Origin of the sequence: Streptomyces sp. NBC_00425 (assembly GCF_036030735.1) — a bacterium.
Taxonomy (GTDB): Bacteria; Actinomycetota; Actinomycetes; order Streptomycetales; family Streptomycetaceae; genus Streptomyces.
In genome coordinates this window covers 3,346,799-3,371,256 of record NZ_CP107928.1, presented here as the reverse complement: position 1 = coordinate 3,371,256, position 24,458 = coordinate 3,346,799, and the positions used below count along the sequence as shown (strand labels likewise).

Genomic DNA, 24,458 nt, shown 5'->3' with positions numbered 1-24,458 from the left:
GCCGCCCGCCGAAGATGCGGAACTCTCCCGATGTGGCGGACCCCCCTGGGAGACGAAGGTTGAGGCATCGCGAACAAGCGAGGCCGAAACCGATCTCTCAGGGGATGCACACCATGTACGAGTACGAGCTCCACCAGGCCCGTTCCGCCGAACTGCGCCGCCGGGCCGCCGACGAGCGGCTCGCCCGCGCCGTCGCCCGAGGCGCCCGCGCCGCCCGAGGCGCGGCCGCCGAACGCGCTGGCGGAGGCGCCGAGTCCGAGTCCCATACCCACCGTCCGCGCCGGCTCCGGTTCCCCCGGACGGCATGACCGCCGCGGCGGCGGCGGGCGGCCGCACGGGGGTCGGCCGCCCGCCCACCGGAGGAGCCCTCACCGGAGGAGCCCTCACCGGAGGGGCACCCATCGGGGGCCCGGCGATAACCGCTGGGCCCCCTTCGCGCCCGCGTGCCATGCTCGCCCCCGTGGATACCAGGTCCGTCAGCCCTGTCTTCGTCGGCCGCTCCGACGAGCTGGACGTCCTGAACGACGCGCTCTCCCGTGCCGCCGCGGGAGAGCCCCAGGCGTTGCTCGTCGGAGGCGAGGCCGGGGTCGGCAAGACCAGGCTCGTCGAGGAGTTCGCGGCGACCGCCGGCCGCGGCGGCGCCGTCGTCGCGGTCGGCGGCTGTGTCGAGATCGGCGCCGACGGACTGCCCTTCGCCCCGTTCTCCAGCGCCCTGCGCGCCCTGCGCCGGGCCCTGCCGGACGAGTTCGCCGTCGCCGCCGCCGGACAGGAGGACGAACTCGCCCGACTGCTGCCGGAGTGCGGGCAGAGCACGGTCGGACGCCACGACGAGGAGGGCATGGCCCGGCTCTTCGAGCTCGTCGCACGCCTCCTGGAACGCGTCGCCGCCGACCGCACGGTCGTCCTCGCCCTCGAAGACCTCCACTGGGCCGACGCCTCCACCCGCCATCTGCTCTCCTACCTGCTGCGCACCCTGCGCACCGGCCGCCTCGTCGTCGTCGCCACCTACCGCGCGGACGACATCCACCGCCGTCACCCGCTGCGCCCCCTGCTCGCCGAGCTCGACCGGCTGCGCACCGTACGGCGCGTCGAACTCGCTCGCTTCACCCGGGACGAGGTCGGTCGCCAGATCGCCGGCATCCTGGCCCGCGAACCCGACCCCGAGCAGGTCGACGCCATCTTCGAACGCTCCGACGGCAACGCCTTCTTCGTCGAGGAACTCGCCGTCGCCGCGCACGAGGGCTGCCGCACCGGCCTCACCGACTCCCTGCGCGACCTGCTCCTCGTCCGCGTCGAGACGCTGCCCGACAGCGCCCAGCACGTCGCCCGGATCGTCGCCGAGGGCGGCTCCACCGTCGAGTACCGGCTGCTGGACGCCGTCGCCCGGCTCGCCGAGGACGATCTGATCGAGGCCCTGCGCGCCGCCGTCAACGCCCATCTGCTGCTCGCGGTGCCCGACGGGGACGGCTACCGCTTCCGTCACTCCCTGGTCCGCGAGGCCGTGAGCGACGACCTCCTGCCCGGGGAACGCTCCCGCCTCAACCGCCGTTACGCCGAGGCCCTGCAGGCCGACCCGACGCTCGTCCCCGCCGACGAGCGCGTCATGCGGCTGGCCAGCTACTGGTACCACGCCCACGATCCGGCCGAGGCCCTGCCCGCCGTCCTCGACGCCTCCGTAGAAGCCCGCTGCCGACGCGCCTACAGCGAGCAACTGCGGCTCCTGGAGCGGGCGATGGAGCTGTGGGAAGCCGCCCCGGCCCAGGTGCGGGCCGCGCTGCGTCCCGTCGACCACACCGAGGTGTACCCGTCCCGGCCGTCCGGACGGAGCGAGGGAGCCCCCGGCGGCTGCGACCCCGCCGCCACCCCGCTGCGCTACCTCGACCTCCTGGCGGAGGCCACCGTCGCGGGCCGGTACTGCGGGGAACGCGAACGCGCGCTGAAGATCGCCAAGCGGGCGCTGCGGCTGTTGGAGGACGAGGGCGGCGACCCCCGGCGCGCCGCCTGGTTCTGGGTGCAGCGCTCCCGTCTGGTGCGCTCCCTGGGCCGGGGCAGCGGCCGTGAGGAACTGGCCAGGGCACAGGAGCTGATGCGGGGTCTGCCGCCCAGCGAGGTGCACGCCGAGGTGCTCGCCCACGCCGCCGGCTGGTCCGCGCTCCACGTGCCGGGACCGGACGCCTACCGCGCCGCCGAGCGGGCGGTGGAGTACGCCCGGATGGTCGGCGCCCGCGAGACCGAGCTCAAGGCCCGCCAGATCCTGGGCATCCTCATGGTCGACGCCGGGCACATCGAGCCCGGCCTCGCCGAGCTGTCCGAGGTCAAGGACCTGGCGCTCGCCGAGGACATCCCCACCGTCGCGCTCGACGCCTATGTGAACCTCCCCTCCGAGCTGGAGGCGGTCGGACGTTCCGGGGAAGCCGTCGCGATCATGGCGGAGGGACTGCTCTACGCCCGACGGCAGGGACTGCCCGACACGGAGGCGTGGGTCCACGGCAACCTCGCCGAGTCCCTGCTGTCGCTGGGGCGTTGGGACGAGGCGGACCGTGCGAGCGCCGAGGCGGGACGGATCGCCCGGGGCGTGGGCGTCAAGGGCGTCCACGCCACGCTGCGCGCCGAACTCGCCCTGGCCCGGGGCGACCTCGCCGAGGCGGGCCGCCGGCTGGACGCCGCACACCGCTACTTCGGCTCCCGCGAACACGTGCCCCAGAACCATCTCCCGCTCGCCCGCCTCGCCATCGCCCTCGCCGTGGCCGAGAACCGTCCCGCCGACGCCCGGTCCCATCTCGAACACGCCCTGGACGTCGGATTCCCGCCCGGCACCCAGCGCTACGCCTGGCCCCTGCTGCTCACCGCGGTCTCCGCGGTCGATGCGGCCTCCGCGGCCGCGGTCGACGCGGCCCCGGCGGTCACCGAGGCGGCCGGCGCCGACGCCGGGCTGCCGGCCCGGATCCGCCGGGCGGCGAAGAAGCTCGCCGCCGTCGCCCCCGTCTGGCAGGCGCACGCACTGTGGCTCCACGCCGAACTCGCCCGCGCCGAGGGCCGCAACCACCCGGACGACTGGTCCGAGGTCGTCGCCGCCTTCGAGTGCCTGGAACGCCCCTACGACCTCGCGCGCGCCCGGCACCGCATGGCCGAGGCCCTGCTCTCCGTCGGCGGGGACGCCGAACGCGACCGGGCCGCCGAACTCCTGCGCCTCGCCCACGCGGTCGCCGCCCACCTCGGGGCCCGCCCCCTCGCCGACGCCGTCGCCCTGCTTGGCCGGCGTGCCCGGCTGCCCCGGACCACCGCCACGGGTCCGCCGCAGACCCCGGCCGGCCCCGCGGACCCGCTCGCCGCACTCGGTCTCACCGGCCGGGAACGCGACGTGCTGCGTCTGGTCTCCGCCGGGCGTACCAACCGGCAGATCGCCGAGGAGCTGTTCATCTCCCCGAAGACGGCCAGCGTGCACGTCTCGAACATCCTGTCGAAGCTCGAGGTCTCGGGCCGGGGAGAGGCGGCGGCGGTGGCCCACCGCCTGGGGCTGTTCCCGCCGAGGACCGGGGACGGACTGATCGCGCGATAATGGGGCAAGCTGACCGCGAACCGGCAGAGGAGAGCGATGTTCAACGCCTTCGAGGAACTCTTCTCACCGGGCCGGGGGCACACCCGTGAGGAGCAGAACCGGCTGGAGCTGACCCGGGAGGACGTGGGCGACGCCGATCCCGGGCGCGGGCCGATAGACCTCGCCTCCGGAAGGGTCGTGGTCCGGGCGGCCGAACCGGACCCGGCGGAGGACGGGCCCAAGGTGGAGGCGCCGCCGGGGGAGGGGCCGCCGAGGGGGGAGGGGCCGCCCGGGGAGGGTCCTGCGGGGGAGAAGTCCGCGGCGGGGGAGAGGTGACGCCGAAGGTCACGTCACCCGCAGCTCGAGGATCCGGTCGTCCCCCTTCTTCGGGTCGCCGCGGCCGTCCGTGGCGCTGGTGGTGACCCACAGCTTGTCGCCGCCCACCGCCACCACCGTGCGCAGCCGGCCGTACTCGCCCTTGAGGAAGGCCTGCGGATCCGCCGAGACGGCCGTGCCCTTCAGCGGGACGCGCCACAGCCGCTGCCCCCGCAGACCCGCCATCCAGATCGAGCCCTCGGCGTACGCGATGCCGCTCGGAGAGGCCTCGTCGGTGTGCCACTGGGCTGCCGGGTCGCGGTACTTCGCATCCTTGGACGCGCCCTCGGCCGCGGGCCAGCCGTAGTCGGCGCCGGGTTCGATCGCGTTCAGCTCGTCCCAGGTGTTCTGGCCGAACTCCGACGCGAACAGGCGCTGCTTGGCGTCCCAGGCCAGTCCCTGCACGTTGCGGTGGCCGTACGAGTACACCGGGGAGTCCGGGAACGGGTTGCCCGGGGCCGGGTCGCCCTCCGGGGTCAGCCGCAGGATCTTGCCTCCGAGGGACTTCTTGTCCTGCGCCAGCCCGCGGTCGCCGTTCTCACCGGTGCCGATGTACAGCTGCCGGTCGGGGCCGAAGGCGATCCGGCCGCCGTTGTGGATCATGCCCTTGGGAATGCCCTTGAAGACCGTGTCGGGAGCCCCCAGCTGATCGCCGGCGGGTCGCTTCGCGTCGTAGATCATGCGGAGGACCCGGTTGTCGGAGGCGGAGGTGACGTACGCGTAGACCATGTGGTCGGAGGCGTAGTCGGGGGAGAGGGCGAGGCCCAGCAGCCCGCCCTCGCCGGCCGCCGAGACGCCCGGCACCTCGCCCAGCTCGGTCTTCGCGCCGGTCTTCTCGTCCACCCGCGTGATCGTGCCCTCGTCGCGCGAGCCGACCAGCAGGCCGCCCTCCGGGAGGGGGGCGAGGCCCCAGGGGCTGTTCAGCCCCTCGGTGACCGTGCGCACCACTTCGACCGTGCCCTTCGCGGGCGGGGTCTCCTCGGCGGCCGGGGTGGTGCGGGCGGCCGCGCTCCCCGCCGGCGCGCCGGTGGAGGCGGGGGACGATCCTCCGGCGCCGGAGGAACAGCCGGCCGTCACCAGCAGGGCACCCGTGGCCAACACGGCCGACACAGCTCGACGTCGCACGATCATGGTCCCTTCGACACGCGGGTTCCCTCGGCAGGCTTCACCTGTCTTACGCCGGTGGCGCCCGTGGGGTTCCCGTCCGGCGCGAGGTCGACCCGAAAGCGGTGCTCGTCCCCAGGTCCCGGCGCCCCGGGCGCGACGCTCACTCCCACGATCCCTGCGCCCCCGGCAGCTGCGCCAGTTCGGCCAGATCCTGCGGCGTCAGGCGCAGAAGCGGGGCGCGCGCGTTCTCCGACACCCACCGCTCCCGCTTGGCGCCCGGTATCGGGACCACGTGCCGGCCCTGCGCCAGCACCCAGGCCAGGGCCGCCTGCGCGGCCGTCACGGTGTCGCCGTGCCGGGCGGCGACCCGGCGCAGGCCGACGACGATCGGCTGGTTCGAGGCCATCATCTCGGCGGTGAACCGAGGATGCCGGGCACGCATGTCGTCCGGCTCGAACCCCTCCCCGGGAGTGAGCCTGCCGGTGAGGAAGCCGTTGCCGAGCGGCATCGCGGCGAGGAAGCCGACACCGTGCGCCTCGCACCAGGGCAGCAGGCCGTCCAGCGCCTCCGGCGACCACACCGACAGCTCCGCCTCGACGGCGCTCACCGGGAACACCTGCTGGACGCGCCGCAGCTGCCGAATCGTTCCGTCGTACAGGTGCCCGCTCGATCGCCGGCCGCCCCGTGCGCCCACCGCGCACAGCCCCAACGCCCGCACCTTGCCCGCCTGGACGAGCTCGGCCATCGCGCCCCAGGTCTCCTCCACCGGGACCTCGGGGTCGGCGCGGTGCAGCTGGTAGAGGTCGATGACATCCGTCTGCAGCCGCCGCAGGGAGGCGTCGCAGGCCCGTTTCACGTACCCCGGGCGGCCGTTCGCCACGATGTGCTGTTCGCCGACGAGCAGACCGACCTTCGTCGACACGAACGCGTCCTCGCGCCGCTCCTTCAACGCCCGCCCCAATAACAGCTCGTTGGTGAACGGGCCGTACATGTCGGCGGTGTCCAGCAGGGAGGAGCCCTCGTCCAGCGCCCGGTGCACCGCCCTGAGCGACTCGTCGCCCCGCTGCCGCGACCCGCTGTACGCCCAGCTCATCGGCATGCACCCGAGACCGACGGCACCCACCTCGAGCGCCCCCGCGCCGATCGTCCTGCGCTCCACCTGCTCGAAACCCTCCCTCACCCGGTCCCCCAACCTAACCTCTGCCGCGCCATGTGCCTGACATAGCCTCCCGACATGAGTGCTGACGTATGGCTGCCCATCCCCCCACAAGAGATCGAGGGCCTCCCGCAGGGCCCGGCCTACCGCTTCTGGAACGGCGAGCAGGACTTCCCGGCGGATCCCGCCGACTGCGCCTTCTACGTCGTCCCCTACATGAAGGCCCCCGAGGTCGGGCAGCGGCCCCTGCCCGCGATGAGCTCGCTGGAGGTCGTGCAGACCCTGTCCGCCGGCATCGACCACGTGGAACCGGCCCTCGGGTCGCTGCCTCCCGGCGTACGGCTCTGCAACGCGCGCGGGGTGCACGAGGCGAGCACGGCCGAGCTCACGCTCACCCTGGTCCTCGCCTCGCTGCGCGGGGTCCCCGACTTCGTCCGGGCCCAGGACCGGGGGGAGTGGCTCGGCGGCTTCCGGCCGGCGCTCGCCGACAAGAACGTGCTCATCGTCGGATACGGCTCCATCGGCTCCGCCATCGAGGACCGGCTCGTGCCCTTCGAGGTGGCGCGGGTGGCGCGCGTCGCGCGCTCCTGGCGCACGACGGCGCGCGGCCCCGTGCATCCGATCGCCGAACTGCCCGCCCTGCTCCCCGAAGCGGACGTCGTGATCCTCTGCACGCCCCTGAACGAGACCACCCTGGGCCTCGCCGACGCCGGGTTCCTGGCCCGGATGAAGGACGGCGCACTGCTCGTCAACGTGGCCCGCGGCGGGGTCGTCGACACCGAGGCGCTGCTCGCGGAACTGGAGAGCGGCCGGCTGACCGCGGCGCTGGACGTCACCGACCCAGAGCCGCTGCCCCCGGGACACCGCCTGTGGACCGCGCCGGGCGTGCTCGTGAGCCCGCACGTCGGCGGACCCACCTCCGCCTTCCGGCCCCGCGCCGAACGCCTCCTCGCCGACCAGTTGCGCCGCTTCGTGAACCGCGAGCCGCTGCGCAACGTGATCCTCACGACGGGTACCCCGACCGGAGCGTGACGGCGACGGCGGTCCCGCGGTCCGGTTCGGGCACCCTCCGCAGTCCCCCGGACGCGTTCTGTACCTCATCCGGGCGCATATGCCGATGATCGTCACGCAGCGTAGAGGAACTATGTCCCTGAGTGACGAGACTGGTGTATCGTCCCGACAGGGGCTGCGCCGCGCACGATCGGCGTCAGGGACGGACATCTCAGACTTGTGAGGGGGGCGACGGGCGATGCACGGCCAATGGACGAACGATCCGACGCGGCGGAGCCGCCGCCGGCGACCCTGGCGCTCGGCCGCGCGCGCACACGGTCGCAAGCCTCACCGGGACCCGGGGGCGGCACGGACCGGGAGGGTCCGGTGAGCTCGCCGTCGACCTCCGCCCCCCTCCTCGAGGGAGCGCCGCGCACGCGGCCTCCGGCGGGGACGCCGCGCTTGACCGCGCCGCCCTCGGGCGGCCCCGGACCCAACGTGGTCCACCAGCTTCTGCTGGCCTTCCTGTGCGCGGCGTACGCCGTCGGCGCCGCGCTCGGCTGGGGCTCGGAAGAACTCGCGCTGATCATGGGCGACTTCGGGCTCACCGCCGCCGCCGGCACGGCCGCCGTGTCCTGCTTCTGCTACGCGCGCATCCGCCGCGTCCGCTTTCGACCCGCCTGGATGCTGTTCTCGCTCTCCTCGACGATGGCGGCCCTCGGCAACCTGGTCTGGGGCTGGTACGAGGTGGTCCTTGGGCGGCCCGTGCCCAGCCCCAGCTTCGCCGACCTGTTCTTCCTGTGCTTCGCGCCCCCCGCCATCGTGGGGCTGCTGGTGCTCGCCGCCCGCCCCGTGACCAAGGCCGGCTGGGTCTGCCTGGGGCTGGACGCCTGGCTGATCGCCGGCTCGCTGCTCACCCTCTCCTGGAGCCTCGCGCTCGCCCAGGCCGCCAAGCTCGACGGCCCGAGCGTGGCGCACGCGGCGCTGTCGCTGGCGTACCCGCTGCTCGACATCGCCCTGGTGAGCATGGTGCTGGTGCTGCACTTCCGGCGCACCGCGGTGAACCGCACCGGGGTCAACACGGCCGTCGGCGCCCTCGCGCTGACCGTCGTGTGCGACGCCCTGTTCACCTCGCCGCTGCTGCACAACGAATACCGCTCGGGCCAGCTCCTGGACGCCGGCTGGTTCGCCGGCTCGCTGCTCCTGGCGTACGCGCCCTGGGCGGCCTACCGCCGGCACGGGCGGGTGCTGGACGAGGGGCACACGCGCGTGGTGCACGAGCACCTGCCCGGACAGCGCCCCGGAGCCCGGACCGTCACCTCCCCGCAGACCCCGACGTCCCCGCATGCCCCGACGCCCCCGCAGGGCGGTGATCACGGCTGCTACCCGGCCACCCGGCCCATCACCGGCTCGCTGGCCGCGCTCACCCCGTACCTCGCCGCCGCCGTCTGCACCCTGGGCATCCTCTACAACGTGCTCAACGGACGCAGCGTCGACCGCGTGGTGCTGCTGACCGGCGGCACGGTCGTGCTCGCCCTCGTGGTCCGCCAGGGGATCATGCTGCTCGACAACATCGCCCTCACCCAGGAACTGGCGCAGAAGGAGAGCCACTTCCGCTCCCTGGTGCAGGGCTCCAGCGACGTCATCATGATCGCCGCCCCCAGCGGCGTGCTGCGTTACGTCTCCCCGGCCGCCGCCGGTGTGTACGGCCGGTCCGCCGAGGAACTGGTGGGGACCGAACTGGCCCACCTCATCCACCCGGAGGACCTGGGCTGCGTCGTCCACGAGGTGCGCCGGTTCCTCGCCGTCAGCCCGCAGGACGAACCCACCACGCGCATCGAGTGCCGTTTCCGTTCCGGCGGAGGAGGCTGGCTCAACGTCGAGTCCACCGTCAACCGGCATCACGGCGGCCTGATCTTCAACAGCCGGGACGTGACGGAGCGGGTGCGCCTGCAGGCGCAGCTCCAGCACAACGCCGAGCACGACCCGCTCACCGACCTGCCCAACCGCGCGCTGTTCACCCGGCGCGTCCAGCAGGCGCTGTCCGGCCGCCGCAGCTCCGACCGGGGCCCCGCCCTGCGCAACACGGCCGTCCTCTTCATCGACCTCGACGGCTTCAAGGCCGTCAACGACACCATCGGCCACGCCGCCGGCGACGCCCTGCTGGTACAGGCCGCCCGTCGGCTGCAGGACGCGGTCCGCCAGGGCGACACCGCCTCCCGGCTGGGCGGCGACGAGTTCGCGGCCCTGATCGTCGGCGACGGCACCCGTGACCGGGCCGCCCGCGAGCGTCACATACTGGAACTCGCCGACCGGCTCCGGCTCACGCTCTCGCAGCCGTACCTCATCGACGGCAACGAGGTCCGCGTCGCCGCGTCGATCGGCGTCGCCTTCGCGGAACCCGGTCTGGGCGCGGGGGAGCTGCTGCGCAACGCCGACCTCGCCATGTACCGCGCCAAGGCCGGCGGCAAGGGCCGGGTCGAGCTGTACAAGCCGCAGATGCAGCAGGACGTCGTACGCAAGGCGGAGCTGGCCACGCGGCTGCGCGCCGCGCTGCACGACGGCGAGTTCGCCCTCCTGCACCAGCCCGTGGTGCGCCTCTGCGACGGCCGGATCTCGTCGGTCGCCGCACAGGCCCGCTGGCGTTCCTCGCAGGGTGTGCTCTTCACGCCCGCCGAGTTCCTCCGGGTCGCCGAGGACGGCGACAGGACGGCCGAACTGGGCCGCTGGGTGCTGGAGCAGGCCGTCGAGCAGGCCGCCGACCGGACCGCGAGCGGGCTGACGCTGCCCGTGGTCGTCCGGGTGGGCGCCCGGCGGCTGCTGGACCGCTCGATGCCGCTGGGCTCGGTGGAGGCGCTGCTGACGCGACACGGCCTGCCGTCGGGCTCGCTCGTGGTCGAGCTCTCGGACACCGACCCCAGGGTGCCGCTGGACGAGCTGGAGCGCCGCCTGGGGGCCCTGCGCCGGCTGGGCGTCCGGATCGCCCTGGACGGCTTCGGCGGTGGCTACGGGGCCCTCACGGCGCTGCGCCGGCTCCCGGTGGACGTCCTCAAGCTCGACCGCACGCTGGTCGAGGGGGTCGTAGAGTCCGCCCGGCTGAACAAGATCACCGGCGGGCTGCTGCGGATCGCCTCCGACCTGGGGCTGCAGTCCGTCGCCGAGGGCGTGGACCTGCCCGAGCAGGTCGTCGCGCTGCACGCGATGGGCTGCACGCACGGTCAGGGCATGGCGTTCTCCGGACCGCTCGACGAGTACCGGCTGCGCCGCGCGCTCGCGACGGGCCGCTATCCGGTGCCGCACGACGGGCCTGCGGAGCCCGCGTTCGCGGGCGGCGGCGCGGGGGTGTACACCAGTGGGGTGACCGCCGTCCTGGGGAGCGGAAGTGCCCTACGCTCACATAATGAGACTCCCGTCCCACCCACTTGACAGTCGGTGCGCGCCAGGGGGAGGGTCAATGCCATGCGCACCCGAATTCTCGTACTTGGCAAGCGCGTCGGCTGAAGCTGGTGGCGTCCGGATGAACCCGGAACTCACAGCGACCCACACCCGGCGCGCTCCCCTCGCTTGCCTTACGGCACGAGGGGTTTTTTGTTGCACAAAACCCGGGGCGACGCCCCCGCACCACCCCCAGCAGCACCCGTAGAACCTTCAGTAAAACCCTCAGCATCGAGAAGAGAATGCCGATGACCGAGCAGGCCACCGGGGCCCATCCGCAGCCGCGGCCCCGATCCGGAGGACAGCACTCCGCGTCCGTCGAGCACGTGACGGGTGCGCAGTCCCTCATCCGCTCTCTCGAGGAGGTCGGCGCCGACACGGTATTCGGCATTCCCGGCGGTGCGATCCTTCCTGCCTACGACCCGCTGATGGACTCGACGAGGGTCCGTCACGTCCTGGTCCGCCACGAGCAGGGCGCGGGCCACGCCGCCACCGGCTACGCCCAGGCCACCGGCCGGGTCGGCGTCTGCATGGCGACCTCCGGCCCCGGCGCCACCAACCTGGTGACCCCGATCGCCGACGCGCACATGGACTCGGTGCCGCTCGTGGCGATCACCGGGCAGGTCGCGTCCAAGGCGATCGGCACGGACGCCTTCCAGGAGGCGGACATCGTCGGCATCACCATGCCGATCACCAAACACAACTTCCTGGTCACCAAGGCCGAGGACATTCCGCAGGTCATCGCGCAGGCCTTCCACATCGCCTCCACCGGCCGGCCCGGCCCGGTCCTGGTCGACATCGCCAAGGACGCCCTCCAGGCGAAGACCACGTTCTCCTGGCCGCCCAGCATGGACCTGCCCGGCTACCGTCCGGTGACCAAGCCGCACGCCAAGCAGATCCGCGAGGCCGCGAAGCTGATCACCGCCGCCAAGCGGCCGATCCTCTACGTCGGCGGCGGTGTCCTGAAGGCCGGCGCCACCGCGGAGCTGAAGGTCCTCGCCGAGCTGACCGGCGCGCCCGTCACCACCACGCTGATGGCGCTGGGCGCGTTCCCCGACAGCCACCCGCAGCACCTGGGGATGCCCGGCATGCACGGCTCGGTGGCCGCCGTCACCGGTCTGCAGAAGGCCGACCTGATCATCGCCCTCGGCGCCCGCTTCGACGACCGCGTCACCGGCAAGCTGGACAGCTTCGCGCCGTACGCCAAGATCGTCCATGCGGACATCGACCCGGCGGAGATCGGCAAGAACCGCGCCGCCGACGTCCCGATCGTCGGTGACGCGCGCGAGGTCATCGCGGACCTGGTCCAGGCCGTCCAGAAGGAGCACAGCGAGGGCCAGCAGGGCGACTACACCGCCTGGTGGAAGGACCTGAGCCGCTGGCGCGACACCTACCCGCTCGGCTACGACCAGCCCGCCGACGGTTCGCTCTCCCCGCAGCAGGTCATCGAGCGCATCGGACAGCTCGCCCCCGAAAGCACGATCTTCGCGGCGGGCGTCGGCCAGCACCAGATGTGGTCCGCGCACTTCGTGCAGTTCGAGAAGCCCGCCACCTGGCTGAACTCCGGCGGCGCGGGCACCATGGGCTACGCGGTGCCGGCCGCCATGGGCGCCAAGGCGGGCGCGCCGGGTCAGACGGTCTGGGCGATCGACGGCGACGGCTGCTTCCAGATGACCAACCAGGAACTCACCACCTGCGCCCTGAACAACATCCCGATCAAGGTCGCCATCATCAACAACGGCGCCCTCGGGATGGTCCGCCAGTGGCAGACCCTGTTCTACAACCAGCGCTACTCCAACACCGTGCTGCACTCCGGCCCGAACGACGTCAACCCGCAGGCCCGGGGTACGCGCGTCCCGGACTTCGTGAAGCTGTCGGAGGCCATGGGCTGCCACGCGATCCGCTGCGAGTCCCCGGACGACCTCGACAAGGTCATCGAGGAGGCGAACTCCATCAACGACCGTCCCGTCGTCGTCGACTTCATCGTCCACGAGGACGCGATGGTGTGGCCGATGGTCGCCGCCGGCACCTCCAACGACGAGATCCTGGCCGCCCGGGACGTCCGCCCCGACTTCGGCGACAACGAAGACGACTGAGCGAGAGAGACGTAAGAAGACATGTCCAAGCACACGCTCTCCGTCCTGGTGGAGAACAAGCCGGGCATCCTGGCCCGGATCGCCGCCCTGTTCTCCCGCCGGGGCTTCAACATCGACTCGCTTGCCGTCGGCGTCACCGAGCACGCAGACATCTCCCGCATCACGATCGTGGTGAGCGTCGACGCGCTGCCGCTGGAGCAGGTCACCAAGCAGCTCAACAAGCTCGTCGAGGTGCTGAAGATCGTCGAACTCGAGCCGGGACAGGCCGTTCACCGCGAACTCGTTCTGGTGAAGGTGCGCGCCGACAACGAGACGCGCTCGCAGATCGTCGAGATCGTCCAGTTGTTCCGCGCCAAGACCGTCGACGTCTCCCCGGAGGCCGTGACCATCGAGGCCACCGGCAGCAACGACAAGCTCACCGCCATGCTCAAGATGCTGGAGCCGTACGGCATCAAGGAGCTGGTCCAGTCCGGCACGATCGCGATCGGCCGTGGCGCCCGTTCGATCACGGACCGCTCGCTGCGCGCCCTCGACCGGTCGGCGTAAGCATGTGAACGGGCGGCCGACGTCATCGGCCGCCCGTATGCCGAGACCCCGTGACCTACCTTCCGCCCTCCGTCATACGGTGGGACGCACCACCTGCACTCAAGGAGAGAACCCAAAGTGGCCGAGCTGTTCTACGACGCCGACGCCGACCTGTCCATCATCCAGGGCCGCAAGGTCGCGGTCATCGGATACGGCAGCCAGGGCCACGCCCACGCCCTGTCGCTCCGTGACTCCGGTGTCGACGTCCGCGTCGGTCTGCACGAGGGCTCCAAGTCCAAGGCCAAGGCCGAGGAGCAGGGCCTGCGCGTGGTCACCCCGGCCGAGGCGGCCGCCGAGGCCGACGTCATCATGATCCTGGTGCCGGACCCGATCCAGGCCCAGGTCTACGAGGAGTCCATCAAGGACAACCTCGAGGACGGCGACGCGCTGTTCTTCGGCCACGGCCTGAACATCCGCTTCGACTTCATCAAGCCCCCGGCCGGCATCGACGTCTGCATGGTCGCCCCGAAGGGCCCCGGCCACCTGGTGCGCCGTCAGTACGAGGAAGGCCGCGGCGTTCCGTGCATCGCGGCCGTCGAGCAGGACGCCACCGGCAACGCCTTCGCGCTGGCGCTGTCCTACGCCAAGGGCATCGGCGGCACCCGCGCCGGCGTCATCAAGACGACCTTCACCGAGGAGACCGAGACCGACCTGTTCGGTGAGCAGGCCGTCCTCTGCGGTGGTACGGCCGCGCTGGTCAAGGCCGGTTTCGAGACGCTGACCGAGGCGGGCTACCAGCCGGAGATCGCGTACTTCGAGTGCCTCCACGAGCTGAAGCTGATCGTCGACCTGATGTACGAGGGCGGCCTGGAGAAGATGCGCTGGTCGGTCTCCGAGACCGCCGAGTGGGGCGACTACGTCACCGGTCCGCGGATCATCACGGACGCCACCAAGGCGGAGATGAAGAAGGTCCTCGCCGAGATCCAGGACGGCACCTTCGCGCGTGAGTGGATGGCCGAGTACCACGGCGGTCTGAAGAAGTACAACGAGTACAAGCAGCAGGACTCCGAGCACCTGCTGGAGACCACCGGCAAGCAGCTGCGCAAGCTGATGAGCTGGGTCGACGAAGAGGCCTAGGCCTCGAGGGCAAGGGCCGGAGCGCACCGCTCCGGCCCGTTGTCCATCCCGTCCACCCACGGACGGGTGATCCTTCCGCGGAGGCATGAGGCGACCTCCGCCGCAGCACTACACTGCTGCCTATATACGCGTTCAGGCCCACAGCGTCGTGCGTCTTCCACGCGGCTAGCCCCTCCTCCGCCTGCGGCCGTCGGGACGGCCGTCCGCACGCTCTGGACTTGTGAGGACTCACGTGAGCTCGAAACCTGTCGTACTCATCGCTGAAGAGCTGTCGCCCGCGACCGTGGACGCGCTTGGCCCGGACTTCGAGATCCGGCACTGCAACGGAGCGGACCGAGCCGAACTGCTCCCGGCCATCGCCGACGTCGACGCGATCCTGATCCGCTCGGCCACCAAGGTCGACGCCGAGGCGATCGCCGCCGCGAACAAGCTGAAGGTCGTCGCACGAGCCGGCGTCGGCCTGGACAACGTCGACGTCTCCGCCGCCACCAAGGCCGGCGTGATGGTCGTCAACGCCCCCACCTCGAACATCGTGACCGCCGCCGAGCTGGCCTGCGGTCTGCTGCTCGCCACCGCCCGCCACATTCCGCAGGCCAACGCCGCGCTGAAGAACGGCGAGTGGAAGCGCAGCAAGTACACCGGCGTCGAGCTGGCCGAGAAGACGCTCGGCGTCGTCGGCCTCGGCCGCATCGGCGCGCTCGTCGCGCAGCGGATGTCCGGCTTCGGCATGAAGGTCGTCGCCTACGACCCCTACGTGCAGCCCGCACGCGCCGCGCAGATGGGCGTGAAGGTCCTGTCGCTGGACGAGCTGCTCGAGGTCGCCGACTTCATCACCGTCCACCTGCCGAAGACCCCCGAGACGGTCGGCCTGATCGGCGACGAGGCGCTGCGCAAGGTCAAGCCGAGTGTGCGCATCGTCAACGCCGCGCGCGGCGGGATCGTCGACGAGGAGGCGCTGTACTCGGCGCTGAAGGAGGGCCGGGTCGCCGGCGCCGGCCTCGACGTGTACGCGAAGGAGCCCTGCACGGACTCCCCGCTGTTCGAGTTCGACCAGGTCGTGGCCACTCCGCACCTCGGCGCGTCGACCGACGAGGCGCAGGAGAAGGCCGGCATCGCGGTCGCGCGGTCGGTGCGCCTCGCGCTCGCCGGTGAGCTCGTCCCCGACGCGGTGAACGTGCAGGGCGGTGTCATCGCCGAGGACGTCAAGCCGGGTCTGCCCCTGGCCGAGCGGCTCGGCCGGATCTTCACCGCGCTGGCGGGCGAGGTCGCGGTCCGTCTCGACGTCGAGGTGTACGGCGAGATCACCCAGCACGATGTGAAGGTGCTGGAGCTGTCGGCCCTCAAGGGTGTCTTCGAGGACGTCGTCGACGAGACGGTGTCCTACGTCAACGCCCCGCTGTTCGCACAGGAGCGCGGTGTCGAGGTGCGTCTGACGACCAGCTCGGAGTCGGCCGACCACCGCAACGTCGTCACCGTGCGCGGCACGCTCTCGGACGGCGAGGAGGTGTCGGTCTCCGGCACGCTGGCCGGCCCCAAGCACCTGCAGAAGATCGTCGCGGTCGGCGAGTACGACGTCGACCTCGCGCTCGCCGACCACATGGTCGTCCTCAAGTACGAGGACCGGCCGGGCGTCGTCGGCACCGTCGGCCGGGTCTTCGGCGAGGCGGGGATCAACATCGCCGGCATGCAGGTCGCCCGGGCGGCGGTGGGCGGCGAGGCGCTGGCCGTCCTGACCGTCGACGACACGGTGCCCGCGGGTGTGCTGGCGGAGGTCGCGGAGGAGATCGGCGCGACGTCTGCTCGTGCCGTGAACCTCGTCTGAGGTTCGCCGCACGTTCTTGGGGGCTGCCGCCCCCCGGGCCCCCGCTTCGGCCCTGAAGGAGCCTCGTCCTCAAGCGCCGGACGGGCTCATCTTCCTGAACGTGGCTTTGACGGTGCACGCCGGGCGGGCTGGAGTGATCCAGTCCGCCCGGCGTTTTCGTCTGCGCCGTTACTTGTCGCTGACGCGGCTTCGCCGCAGCGTGGTCGTCGCCGCTGCCGCCGCGCCCGCGAGGATCACCGCGCCCGCGATCGCCGCGCCCTGCATGCCGTGGGTGAAGGCCTCGCGGGCCGCCGTGGCCAGGGCGTCTCCCGTGCGCCCCGGGAGACGGGTCGCCACCGCCAGGGCGCCGCCGAGGGTCTCGCGGGCCTCCGCCGGGGCCGAGGCCGGGATGCCGTGGCGGTAGAGCGCGGTGCCGATGGAGCCGAGGACCGCCATGCCGAGGGCGCCGCCGAACTCGGTGCCGGTCTCCAGGAGGGCGGACGCGGAGCCCGCGCGTTCGGTCGGGGCCGAGCTCAGCGCCAGGTCCGTCATCTGGGAGAGGACCATGACGATCCCGGAGGCCAGGACGGCGCACGCGGTCAGCACGAGCCACATCGAGTCGGTGCCGGCGACGGCCAGCAGGGCGTAGCCGGCCGCCGCGACCGTGAAGCCGGCTGTCACGACGTACGCGCGGTCGACGCCCCGTTGGACCAGGGTGGTGGCGACGGGCCCGGCCATCCCGATCGGCACCGCCGGGAGCAGCGCCCACAGGGCTGCCTCCAGCGCGCTCTTGCCGAGCACGGACTGCAGGTACTGGGTGGTGAAGAACGCCGAGCCCATCATGCCGAACGCGCAGACCAGGTTGAGGACGAGCGCCGCCGCGAACCCGCGGCCGCGGAACAGGGCCGGGGAGATCATCGGGTCGGCCGCCGTGCGCTGGCGGTGGACGAAGAGGGCCGCGAAGAGCAGGCCCACGGTGACCGAGAGGACGTACTCGGTGTGCCAGCCCTCGGACGGGATCTCCTTCAGTCCGTAGATCACGGGGAGCACGGCGGCCATCGACAGCGGGACGCTGGGCCAGTCGAAGCGGCCCGGGGCGGGGTCGCGCGACTCCGGCAGCAGGACCGGGCCGAGGACGAGCAGCAGGGCCATCGCGGGCAGGTTGACCAGGAAGACCGAGCCCCACCAGAAGTACTCGACCAGCACGCCGCTCATCACGGAGCCGAGCGCGATGCCGCCCGTCATCACCCCGGACCACAGGCCGATCGCCTTGGCGCGCTGGCCGGGGTCGGTGAACATCGTGCGGATCAGGGCCATCGTCGAGGGCATCAGGGTCGCGCCGCCGATGCCGAGCACCGCGCGGGCCGCGATCAGGGTCTCGGCGCTGTCCGCGTAGGCCGCGATCAGCGAGGCGGCGCCGAAGGCGGCCGCGCCGATCAGCAGCAGCCGGCGCCGGCCGATGCGGTCGCCCAGGGAGCCCATCGTCATCAGCAGGCCCGCGAGGACGAACGCGTAGATGTCGAATATCCACAGCTGCTGGGTGCCGCTCGGCTCGAGGTCCGCGCTGATCGCCGGGATCGCGAAGTAGAGGACGGAGACGTCCATGGAGACCAGGAGCAGCGGAAGCATCAGCACGCCGAGGGCGGTCCATTCGCGGCGGCCGGCGCGGGGCGCCGGGGCGGTGACAGTGCTCGTCGGGTTCGTCATGACAGGGACTGTACGGACGTATTAAACGGTTGTCTAGAACGATTGTATAAGTCATGCGTATAGGACGAGCGTATGGATCGGGGATAGGGTGACGGCATGGGACATCGTGAAGATCTGCTCGAAGGCGCCAAGCGCTGCCTGCTGGAGAAGGGGTTCCTGCGGACGACCGCGCGGGACGTCGTCAAGGAGTCGGGGACCAATCTGGCGTCGATCGGCTACCACTACGGCTCCAAGGACGCGCTGCTGGTGCAGGCGTACGTCTCCTTGATCGAGAGCGCCGGCGACGACTTCGACCCGGGCTGGGGCGGGGGCGGCGAGGCGACGGCCCCCGCGGGATCGCTGGAACGCTTCCAGGAGGTGTGGGCGAGCATCATCGGCTCCGTGCCGCGGACGCGGGCGATCTGGCTGCTGAGCTTCGAGCTCGTCGTCCAGGGTGACCGGCTCCCCGAGGTGCGCAAGCTGCTGGCCGCGGCGCAGGAGGAGGGCCGCTCGGGGATCGTGCCCATGTTCAACGGCGTCCCGGAGGCCGAGCTCGACAAGGAGACCGTCGACACGGAGGGCCGCTTCTACCAGACCCTCCTCAACGGGCTCATGGTCCAGTGGCTGTTCGACCCGGACACGGCGACGGACGCGGCGCAGCTCACGGAGGGGCTGCGGCGGGTGATCGCGGGCGCGGCGAAGCGCTGAGCGGGGAGGGCGCAGGAACGGGGAGGGCGCAGGAAGGGCCGGCCGTTACAGCCGGGCCGCCTTCAGCGTCATGTGCAGCAGCAGCCGGTCCTCGCCGTCGTCCAGGTCCAGGCCCGTCAGCTGCTCCACCCGCGACAGCCGGTAGTACAGCGTCTGCCGGTGGATGCCCAGTGCGGCGGCCGTGCGGCCGGCCTGGCCCGCGCAGTCGAGATAGACCTCGGCCGTGCGGGCCAGTTCGTGGTGGGCGGGGGAGGTCAGTGCCCGTACGGCGGGGTCCTGGACGCTCGCCGGGGGCAGCGAGGTGAGCAGACGGTACGGGCCGATGGACGACCAGAGCGCGACCGGCCCCAGTCGGGGCTCGGCGAGGGCGGCCCGCGCCGACGCCGACGCCTCCTCCCACGCGGCCCCGAGCTCCGCCAGGCCGACCCGACCGGCGGCCACGCCCGCGGCCGCCTCCGGCGCCCGCTCCCGCAGCCGGGCCGCCGCCGAGGTCGCGGGGGCGAGGGCGTCCGCCGAGCGCAGCCGCACCAGCAGCGCCAGCGACCGCGAGGCCGCGCCCCACGGCACCGTGCACCATGCCGTCGCCCCGGGCAGGGTGCGCAGCGACGGGGCGTCGTCCGGATCGGCGGAGGGCCAGGGAGTCACGCACACCACCGTGTGCGGGCCGTCCGCGCGGGCCCCGAGCGCGGTGCGCAGATCCGCGACCGCCATGTCGCGGGGCCAGCCCGGCTGTGCCGCGAGGACCGCCCGCAGTTCCCGGGTGAGATCGGCGCCGTGCCGGGCCTCGTCGGCGAGCAGGGCGCCGATCCGGGCGGTCACCTCCATCGCTGAGGCGAGCTGCGCGTCCGAGGGCCCGGGATCGTCGTCCAGCAGCCAGACGTAGCCGAGCACGACCCCCCGGTGCCGTACGGGGAGGCAGACGCGTCCCCGGTGCACCCCGGCCTCCGGGGTGGGCGGGATCCGCACCGGGCCCGTCGCGCGGGTGATGCCGAAGCCCTCGAACCAGGCGCGGACGGCGGAGGTGGAACGTCTGGTCAGGATCGAGCGGGTGCGGACCGGGTCCAGCGCCGACTCGTCCAGCTCGTCCTCGCTCGCGTACGCGCCGAAGGCGAGGAGCTCGAAGTCGCGGTTCTCCAGGGTCGCGGGGGCGCCGAGCAGCTCGGAGAGCTCGTCGACGAGTTCCTGGTAGTCGCCCCGATGGTCCCGGTAATCCGACGTCACCGGGGCATTCTCCCCCATGGGCGACCGTCCTTCATACATCTGTCTGAGATCTGCGGCACGGATGCGTGACAGCTGTCGATGGCCCACGATCGGAGGGATCCTTAGGTTTCACGGTGGTTCTATCTGCTGGTTTGTGGAGGTGCCCCGTGCTGGGTCCCGTGATTCTCGCCGCGTCGCGCAGCGACCGGATGCGACGCCTGATCTCGGCGGCCCCGGTGACGAAGCAGGTCGTCGACCGCTTCATCCCCGGCGAGACGGTCGACGACGTCGTCCCGGTCATCGAAGAGCTCACCGGCCGGGGTCTGGAGCTGACGATGGACGTCGTCGGCGAGGACATCACCGCCCCCGAGCAGGCCTTCGCCGCCCGCGACGCCTACCTGGCGCTGGTCGACCGGCTGGGGCACCTCGAGCTCGGCGAGCGGGTGGAGATGTCCGTCAAGCTGTCCATGTTCGGGCAGGCGCTGCCCGGCGGTCACGAGCTGGCCCTCGCAGGCGTCCGTCCGGTCGTCGAGGCCGCCGCCGCCATCGGCACCACCGTCACCCTCGACGCCGAGGACCACACCACCCTCGACTCGATGTTCGCCGTCCACGAGGAGCTGCGGAAGGACTTCCCGCAGACCGGCTGCGTCATCCAGGCCTACCTCTTCCGCACCGAGGCCGACGCCCGCCGGCTCGCCGCGACCGGCAGCCGGGTACGGCTCGTGAAGGGCGCCTACAAGGAGCCCGCCGAGGTCGCCCACCAGGACCGGCACGAGATCGACAAGGCGTACGTCCGCGTCCTGCGCACCCTCATGGCGGGCGACGGGTACCCGATGATCGGTTCCCACGACCCGCGCCTGATCTCCATCGGGCAGGAGCTGGCGCGCAAGGCCGGCCGCAAGCTCGACGAGTACGAGTTCCAGATGCTGTACGGGATCAGGAGCGACGAGCACCTGCGGCTCGCCGCCGAAGGACACCGCATGCGCGTCTACACCGCGTACGGCACCGACTGGTACGGCTACTTCATGCGCCGGCTCGCGGAGAAGCCGGCGAACCTGCGCTTCTTCGCGCGCTCGATGGTCAGCAAGGGCTGAGCCCACCCCCGCTCGCAACACGCTCAGTAAGGAGTTACCGACCTCATGGACGCTGTGACCCAGGTCCCCACCCCCGTCAACGAGCCGGTGCACGGCTACGCCCCCGGCTCGCCCGAGCGGGCCCGGCTGGAGGCCAAGCTCAAGGAACTGGCCGACAACCCGATCGACCTGCCCTGCACCATCGGCGGCGAGCGGCGGATGGGCGGCGGTGAGCGTTTCGACGTCGTCCAGCCGCACCACCACAAGTCCCGCCTCGGCACGTACGCCAACGCCACGCGCCAGGACGCCCAGGACGCCGTCGACGCGGCCCTCGCCGCCGCGCCCGCGTGGCGCGCTATGTCCTTCGACGACCGTGCCGCGATCATCCTGCGCGCCGCGGAACTGCTGGCCGGCCCCTGGCGGGAGACGCTCGCCGCGTCCACCATGCTCGGTCAGTCGAAGACCGCCCAGCAGGCGGAGATCGACTGCCCCTGCGAACTCGTCGACTTCTGGCGCTTCAACGTGGCCTACGCCCGCCAGATCCTGGCCGAGCAGCCCCCGGCCAACTCCCCGGGAGTCTGGAACCGTCTCGACCACCGCCCGCTCGAGGGCTTCGTCTACGCGATCACGCCGTTCAACTTCACGGCGATCGCGGGCAATCTGCCGACCGCGCCCGCGCTGATGGGCAACGTGGTCGTGTGGAAGCCGTCCCCGACGCAGACGCACGCCGCCGTGCTGCTGATGCGGCTGCTGGAGGAGGCCGGGCTGCCGAAGGGCGTCATCAACCTGGTCACCGGCGACGGCCTGGAGGTCTCCGAGGTGGCCCTGAACCACCGCGACCTCGCCGGCATCCACTTCACCGGCTCCACGAAGACCTTCCAGCACCTGTGGAAGACGGTCGGCGCCAACATCGAGAAGTACCGCACCTACCCGCGTCTGGTCGGCGAGACCGGCGGCAAGGACTTCGTCGTCGCCCACCCGAGCGCCGACCGCGCCGTGCTGAAGACGGCCCTCACCCGGGGCGCCTTCGAGTACCAGGGCCAGAAGTGCAGCGCGACCTCCCGGGCCTACATCCCGGCGTCGATCTGGAACTCCGGCTTCAAGGAGGAGTTCGCGGCCGAGGTCGACAGCCTCACCATGGGCGACGTCACCGACCTGTCCCACTTCATCGGCGCGGTCATCGACGAGCGTTCCTTCGCCAAGAACAAGGCGGCCATCGACCGCGCCGAGGCGGACCCGGCCTGCACGATCGTCGCGGGCGGCACCTACGACGACTCGGTGGGCTGGTTCGTGCGCCCGACCGTCGTCGAGTGCACCGACCCGGAGAACGAGGTCTTCACGACCGAGTACTTCGGCCCGTTCCTCGCCGTGCACGTCTACGACGACAGTTCGGCCGAGGCGTACGACGCCATGCTGACCCAGATGGAGTCGGTCTCGGACTACGCGCTCACCGGCTCGGTCATCGCGAACGACCGCGCCGCCGCCGCGCACACGATGGAGAAGCTGCGCTACGCGGCGGGCAACTTCTACATCAACGACAAGTCGACCGGTGCCGTCGTCGGCCAGCAGCCCTTCGGCGGCGGCCGCGCCTCCGGCACCGACGACAAGGCCGGCGCCCCGCAGAACCTGATGCGCTGGACGCTGACCCGCGCCATCAAGGAGACGCTGGTCCCGCCGACCGACTACACCTACCCGCACATGGGCTGACGGCGCACGGCGCCCACGCGTACCCCGAACGGGCCGGTCTTCCCCAGACCCGGCCCGTTCGGCGTTGCGGCGCCCGTACGGCGCGCTCCACCGGACCGTGCCGTCTCAGATAGTAGGAAGTCCGAGTAATTGTAGAGACAGGCGCGGGCTCCTCGCTTAGCTTTGTAGGAGCCGAACGTCTCGCTCGATCAAGCGAATGGCGGTCGTGAGCCGGGCCCTGTGCAGGCAACCCCTGCGGTCCGCTCCCCGCCCCTTCCGGCGTCTCGCACCCCCCTTTGGCACTCCCTGGATTTCGAAGGAGTCGATTTCCCATGGCCGAGACGACCGTCCGCCGCCGAGTCCGTCACGTCTCCCGTACGAGCGAGTCCGACCGCAAGAACGCCGCCGCCGCCCTGCAGCGCGCCCTCGACCGCCGCGACAACGGAGGCGAGACCGGCCACTGAGCCGGCCCGCCCCGCAGTCCGGGAGCCGCACCCGCACGGGGCGCGGCGCGGGCGTCCGAACGGGACTTCGGACCCCGCGCCGCACCTCGACCTCTTCACCGCCTCCCGCCTCGCCCCTTCGGGCGCGCCGCCGCGCCGCCGCGCCGTTGTCCGGATGATGGACGGTCCGTGTCATCACCTGGGACGAGGAGTAGGGTTCCCGCATGTCTCGCAGCCTCAATCTCGCAGTGATCCCCGGTGACGGCATCGGCCAGGAGGTCGTGGCCGAAGGTCTCAAGGTCCTCTCCGCCGTCCTCCCGCAGGATGTGAAGCTGGAGACCAAGGAGTACGACTTCGGCGCCCGCCGCTACCACGCCACCGGTGAGACCCTCACCGACGCGGACGTGGACGCGCTCAAGCGGCACGACGCGATCCTGCTCGGCGCGATCGGCGACCCCAGCGTCCCCTCCGGCGTCCTCGAGCGGGGCTTTCTGCTCAAGCTGCGCTTCGCCTTCGACCACCATGTGAACCTGCGTCCGTCGAAGCTCCTGCCCGGCGTCGCCACCCCGCTGGCCGGTCAGCCCGAGATCGACTTCGTCGTCGTCCGCGAGGGCACCGAGGGTCCGTACACCGGCAACGGCGGCACGATCCGCAAGGGCACCCCGCACGAGGTCGCCACCGAGGTCTCCGTGAACACGGCGTTCGGCGTCGAGCGCGTGGTCCGCGACGCCTTCGCCCGCGCGCAGGCCCGGCCCCGCAAGAAGCTCACGCTCGTCCACAAGAACAACGTGCTGGCCTTCGCCGGTCACCTGTGGACGAACGTCTTCAACCGGGTGGCCGAGGAGTTCCCCGAGGTCGCCACCGACTACATCCACGTCGACGCGGCCACCATCTACCTGGTCACCGACCCGGCGCGGTTCGACGTCATCGTCACCGACAACCTCTTCGGCGACATCATCACCGACCTCGCCGCGGCCGTCTCCGGCGGCATCGGCGTCGCCGCCAGCGGGAACATCAACCCGTCCGGCGAGTTCCCGTCCATGTTCGAGCCGGTGCACGGCTCGGCCCCGGACATCGCGGGCCAGGGCAAGGCCGACCCCACCGCCACGGTCCTGTCCGTCGCCCTGCTCCTGCGCCACCTCGGCTACGAGGAGGAGGCCGTCCGCATCGAGGACGCCGTCTCCGCGGACCTCGGGGAGCGCGTCTCGCTGCCCGCGCGCAGCACCTCCGAGATCGGCGACGCGCTCTCCGTACGAGTAGCCGGCTGACCCGCGCCGCTCGAGAGCCTCGAAGCCGCCGGGTCGCAAGCGCGCCCGGCGGCTTCCGCATGTCCCCCGCCGGGTGTCACCATCAACCCTGGGTCGTATTCACGCCGTTTTTCGGTCCTCGTCCGCCTCTTGCGATAATCGAACGCGGAGCCGCGGTATGAGGGAATGCTCGGACGTCCTACCACCGGCCATCGGCCGTACGGACGTGAGCGCGGCCCGTCACTACACAACCGG

General features: G+C 71.9%; 18 protein-coding genes. 14 read left to right on the top strand and 4 right to left on the bottom strand.

Annotation, left to right across the window (positions count from 1 at the left end; genetic code table 11):
- Window positions 1-113: 113 nt before the first annotated feature.
- The 3 genes from OHS82_RS14090 (at window position 114) to OHS82_RS14080 (ending at window position 3,874) form a co-directional block, all read left to right on the top strand.
- Entirely contained in the window at window positions 114-308 is a 195-nt protein-coding gene (locus OHS82_RS14090; RefSeq protein ID WP_057584968.1) for a hypothetical protein, read from the top strand.
- A gap of 140 nt (window positions 309-448) precedes the next feature.
- Window positions 449-3,559, top strand: coding sequence for a helix-turn-helix transcriptional regulator (locus OHS82_RS14085; RefSeq protein WP_057584935.1), 3,111 nt, complete (start codon window positions 449-451; stop codon window positions 3,557-3,559).
- Between the two features lie 36 nt (window positions 3,560-3,595).
- A complete protein-coding gene (locus OHS82_RS14080) occupies window positions 3,596-3,874 on the top strand; it encodes a DUF6191 domain-containing protein (RefSeq protein WP_328433948.1) in 279 nt (92 codons plus the stop codon).
- A 9-nt stretch (window positions 3,875-3,883) separates the two neighbouring features.
- Here the strand turns inward: OHS82_RS14080 and OHS82_RS14075 are convergent, their stop codons facing one another.
- Complete coding sequence (locus OHS82_RS14075) at window positions 3,884-5,044, bottom strand: PQQ-dependent sugar dehydrogenase (RefSeq protein ID WP_328433947.1); 1,161 nt, start codon at window positions 5,042-5,044, stop codon at window positions 3,884-3,886.
- A gap of 136 nt (window positions 5,045-5,180) precedes the next feature.
- A complete protein-coding gene (locus OHS82_RS14070; protein WP_057584941.1) occupies window positions 5,181-6,179 on the bottom strand; it encodes an aldo/keto reductase in 999 nt (332 codons plus the stop codon).
- A 75-nt stretch (window positions 6,180-6,254) separates the two neighbouring features.
- On the opposite strand from OHS82_RS14070, the gene OHS82_RS14065 reads away from it, so the two are divergent.
- The 6 genes from OHS82_RS14065 to serA all read left to right on the top strand — a co-directional run bounded on the left by OHS82_RS14065 (window position 6,255) and on the right by serA (window position 16,181).
- Entirely contained in the window at window positions 6,255-7,208 is a 954-nt protein-coding gene (locus OHS82_RS14065; protein WP_057584943.1) for a 2-hydroxyacid dehydrogenase, read from the top strand.
- A gap of 420 nt (window positions 7,209-7,628) precedes the next feature.
- Window positions 7,629-10,592, top strand: coding sequence for a putative bifunctional diguanylate cyclase/phosphodiesterase (locus tag OHS82_RS14060; RefSeq protein ID WP_443061781.1), 2,964 nt, complete (start codon window positions 7,629-7,631; stop codon window positions 10,590-10,592).
- A gap of 257 nt (window positions 10,593-10,849) precedes the next feature.
- Window positions 10,850-12,697: an acetolactate synthase large subunit gene (locus tag OHS82_RS14055; protein WP_328433945.1), complete on the top strand. Its 1,848-nt coding sequence runs from the start codon at window positions 10,850-10,852 to the stop codon at window positions 12,695-12,697.
- 21 nt (window positions 12,698-12,718) lie between these two features.
- Window positions 12,719-13,243, top strand: coding sequence for an acetolactate synthase small subunit (gene ilvN / locus OHS82_RS14050; protein ID WP_057584948.1), 525 nt, complete (start codon window positions 12,719-12,721; stop codon window positions 13,241-13,243).
- 117 nt (window positions 13,244-13,360) lie between these two features.
- The gene (gene ilvC / locus OHS82_RS14045) at window positions 13,361-14,359 is read left to right on the top strand and encodes a ketol-acid reductoisomerase (RefSeq protein ID WP_057584950.1); all 999 of its coding nucleotides are present in this window, start codon (window positions 13,361-13,363) and stop codon (window positions 14,357-14,359) included.
- A gap of 232 nt (window positions 14,360-14,591) precedes the next feature.
- On the top strand, window positions 14,592-16,181 hold the full coding sequence (gene serA / locus OHS82_RS14040) for a phosphoglycerate dehydrogenase (protein WP_057584952.1): 1,590 nt from the start codon (window positions 14,592-14,594) through the stop codon (window positions 16,179-16,181).
- A 168-nt stretch (window positions 16,182-16,349) separates the two neighbouring features.
- On the opposite strand, the gene OHS82_RS14035 is transcribed toward serA, so the two are convergent.
- The gene (locus tag OHS82_RS14035; protein ID WP_328433944.1) at window positions 16,350-17,867 is read right to left on the bottom strand and encodes an MFS transporter; all 1,518 of its coding nucleotides are present in this window, start codon (window positions 17,865-17,867) and stop codon (window positions 16,350-16,352) included.
- A gap of 96 nt (window positions 17,868-17,963) precedes the next feature.
- Between OHS82_RS14035 and OHS82_RS14030 the strand changes: the two genes are divergently transcribed.
- Window positions 17,964-18,554 (top strand): TetR/AcrR family transcriptional regulator, encoded by a 591-nt coding sequence (locus OHS82_RS14030; protein ID WP_057584956.1) that lies wholly within the window; start codon window positions 17,964-17,966, stop codon window positions 18,552-18,554.
- Between the two features lie 45 nt (window positions 18,555-18,599).
- Here OHS82_RS14030 and OHS82_RS14025 read toward each other — a convergent pair whose 3' ends face one another.
- Window positions 18,600-19,793, bottom strand: coding sequence for a PucR family transcriptional regulator (locus tag OHS82_RS14025; RefSeq protein WP_057584958.1), 1,194 nt, complete (start codon window positions 19,791-19,793; stop codon window positions 18,600-18,602).
- A 128-nt stretch (window positions 19,794-19,921) separates the two neighbouring features.
- Between OHS82_RS14025 and OHS82_RS14020 the strand changes: the two genes are divergently transcribed.
- The 4 genes from OHS82_RS14020 to OHS82_RS14005 all read left to right on the top strand — a co-directional run bounded on the left by OHS82_RS14020 (window position 19,922) and on the right by OHS82_RS14005 (window position 24,224).
- Window positions 19,922-20,848 carry a proline dehydrogenase family protein gene (locus OHS82_RS14020; RefSeq protein ID WP_057584960.1) on the top strand — a complete coding sequence of 309 codons (927 nt, stop codon included), beginning with the start codon at window positions 19,922-19,924 and terminating at the stop codon, window positions 20,846-20,848.
- A 45-nt stretch (window positions 20,849-20,893) separates the two neighbouring features.
- Entirely contained in the window at window positions 20,894-22,534 is a 1,641-nt protein-coding gene (pruA, locus tag OHS82_RS14015) for an L-glutamate gamma-semialdehyde dehydrogenase (protein WP_057584962.1), read from the top strand.
- A 311-nt stretch (window positions 22,535-22,845) separates the two neighbouring features.
- On the top strand, window positions 22,846-22,977 hold the full coding sequence (locus OHS82_RS14010) for a hypothetical protein (RefSeq protein ID WP_015493350.1): 132 nt from the start codon (window positions 22,846-22,848) through the stop codon (window positions 22,975-22,977).
- Between the two features lie 203 nt (window positions 22,978-23,180).
- Complete coding sequence (locus tag OHS82_RS14005; protein ID WP_057584964.1) at window positions 23,181-24,224, top strand: 3-isopropylmalate dehydrogenase; 1,044 nt, start codon at window positions 23,181-23,183, stop codon at window positions 24,222-24,224.
- The last annotated feature ends 234 nt before the right edge of the window (window positions 24,225-24,458 follow it).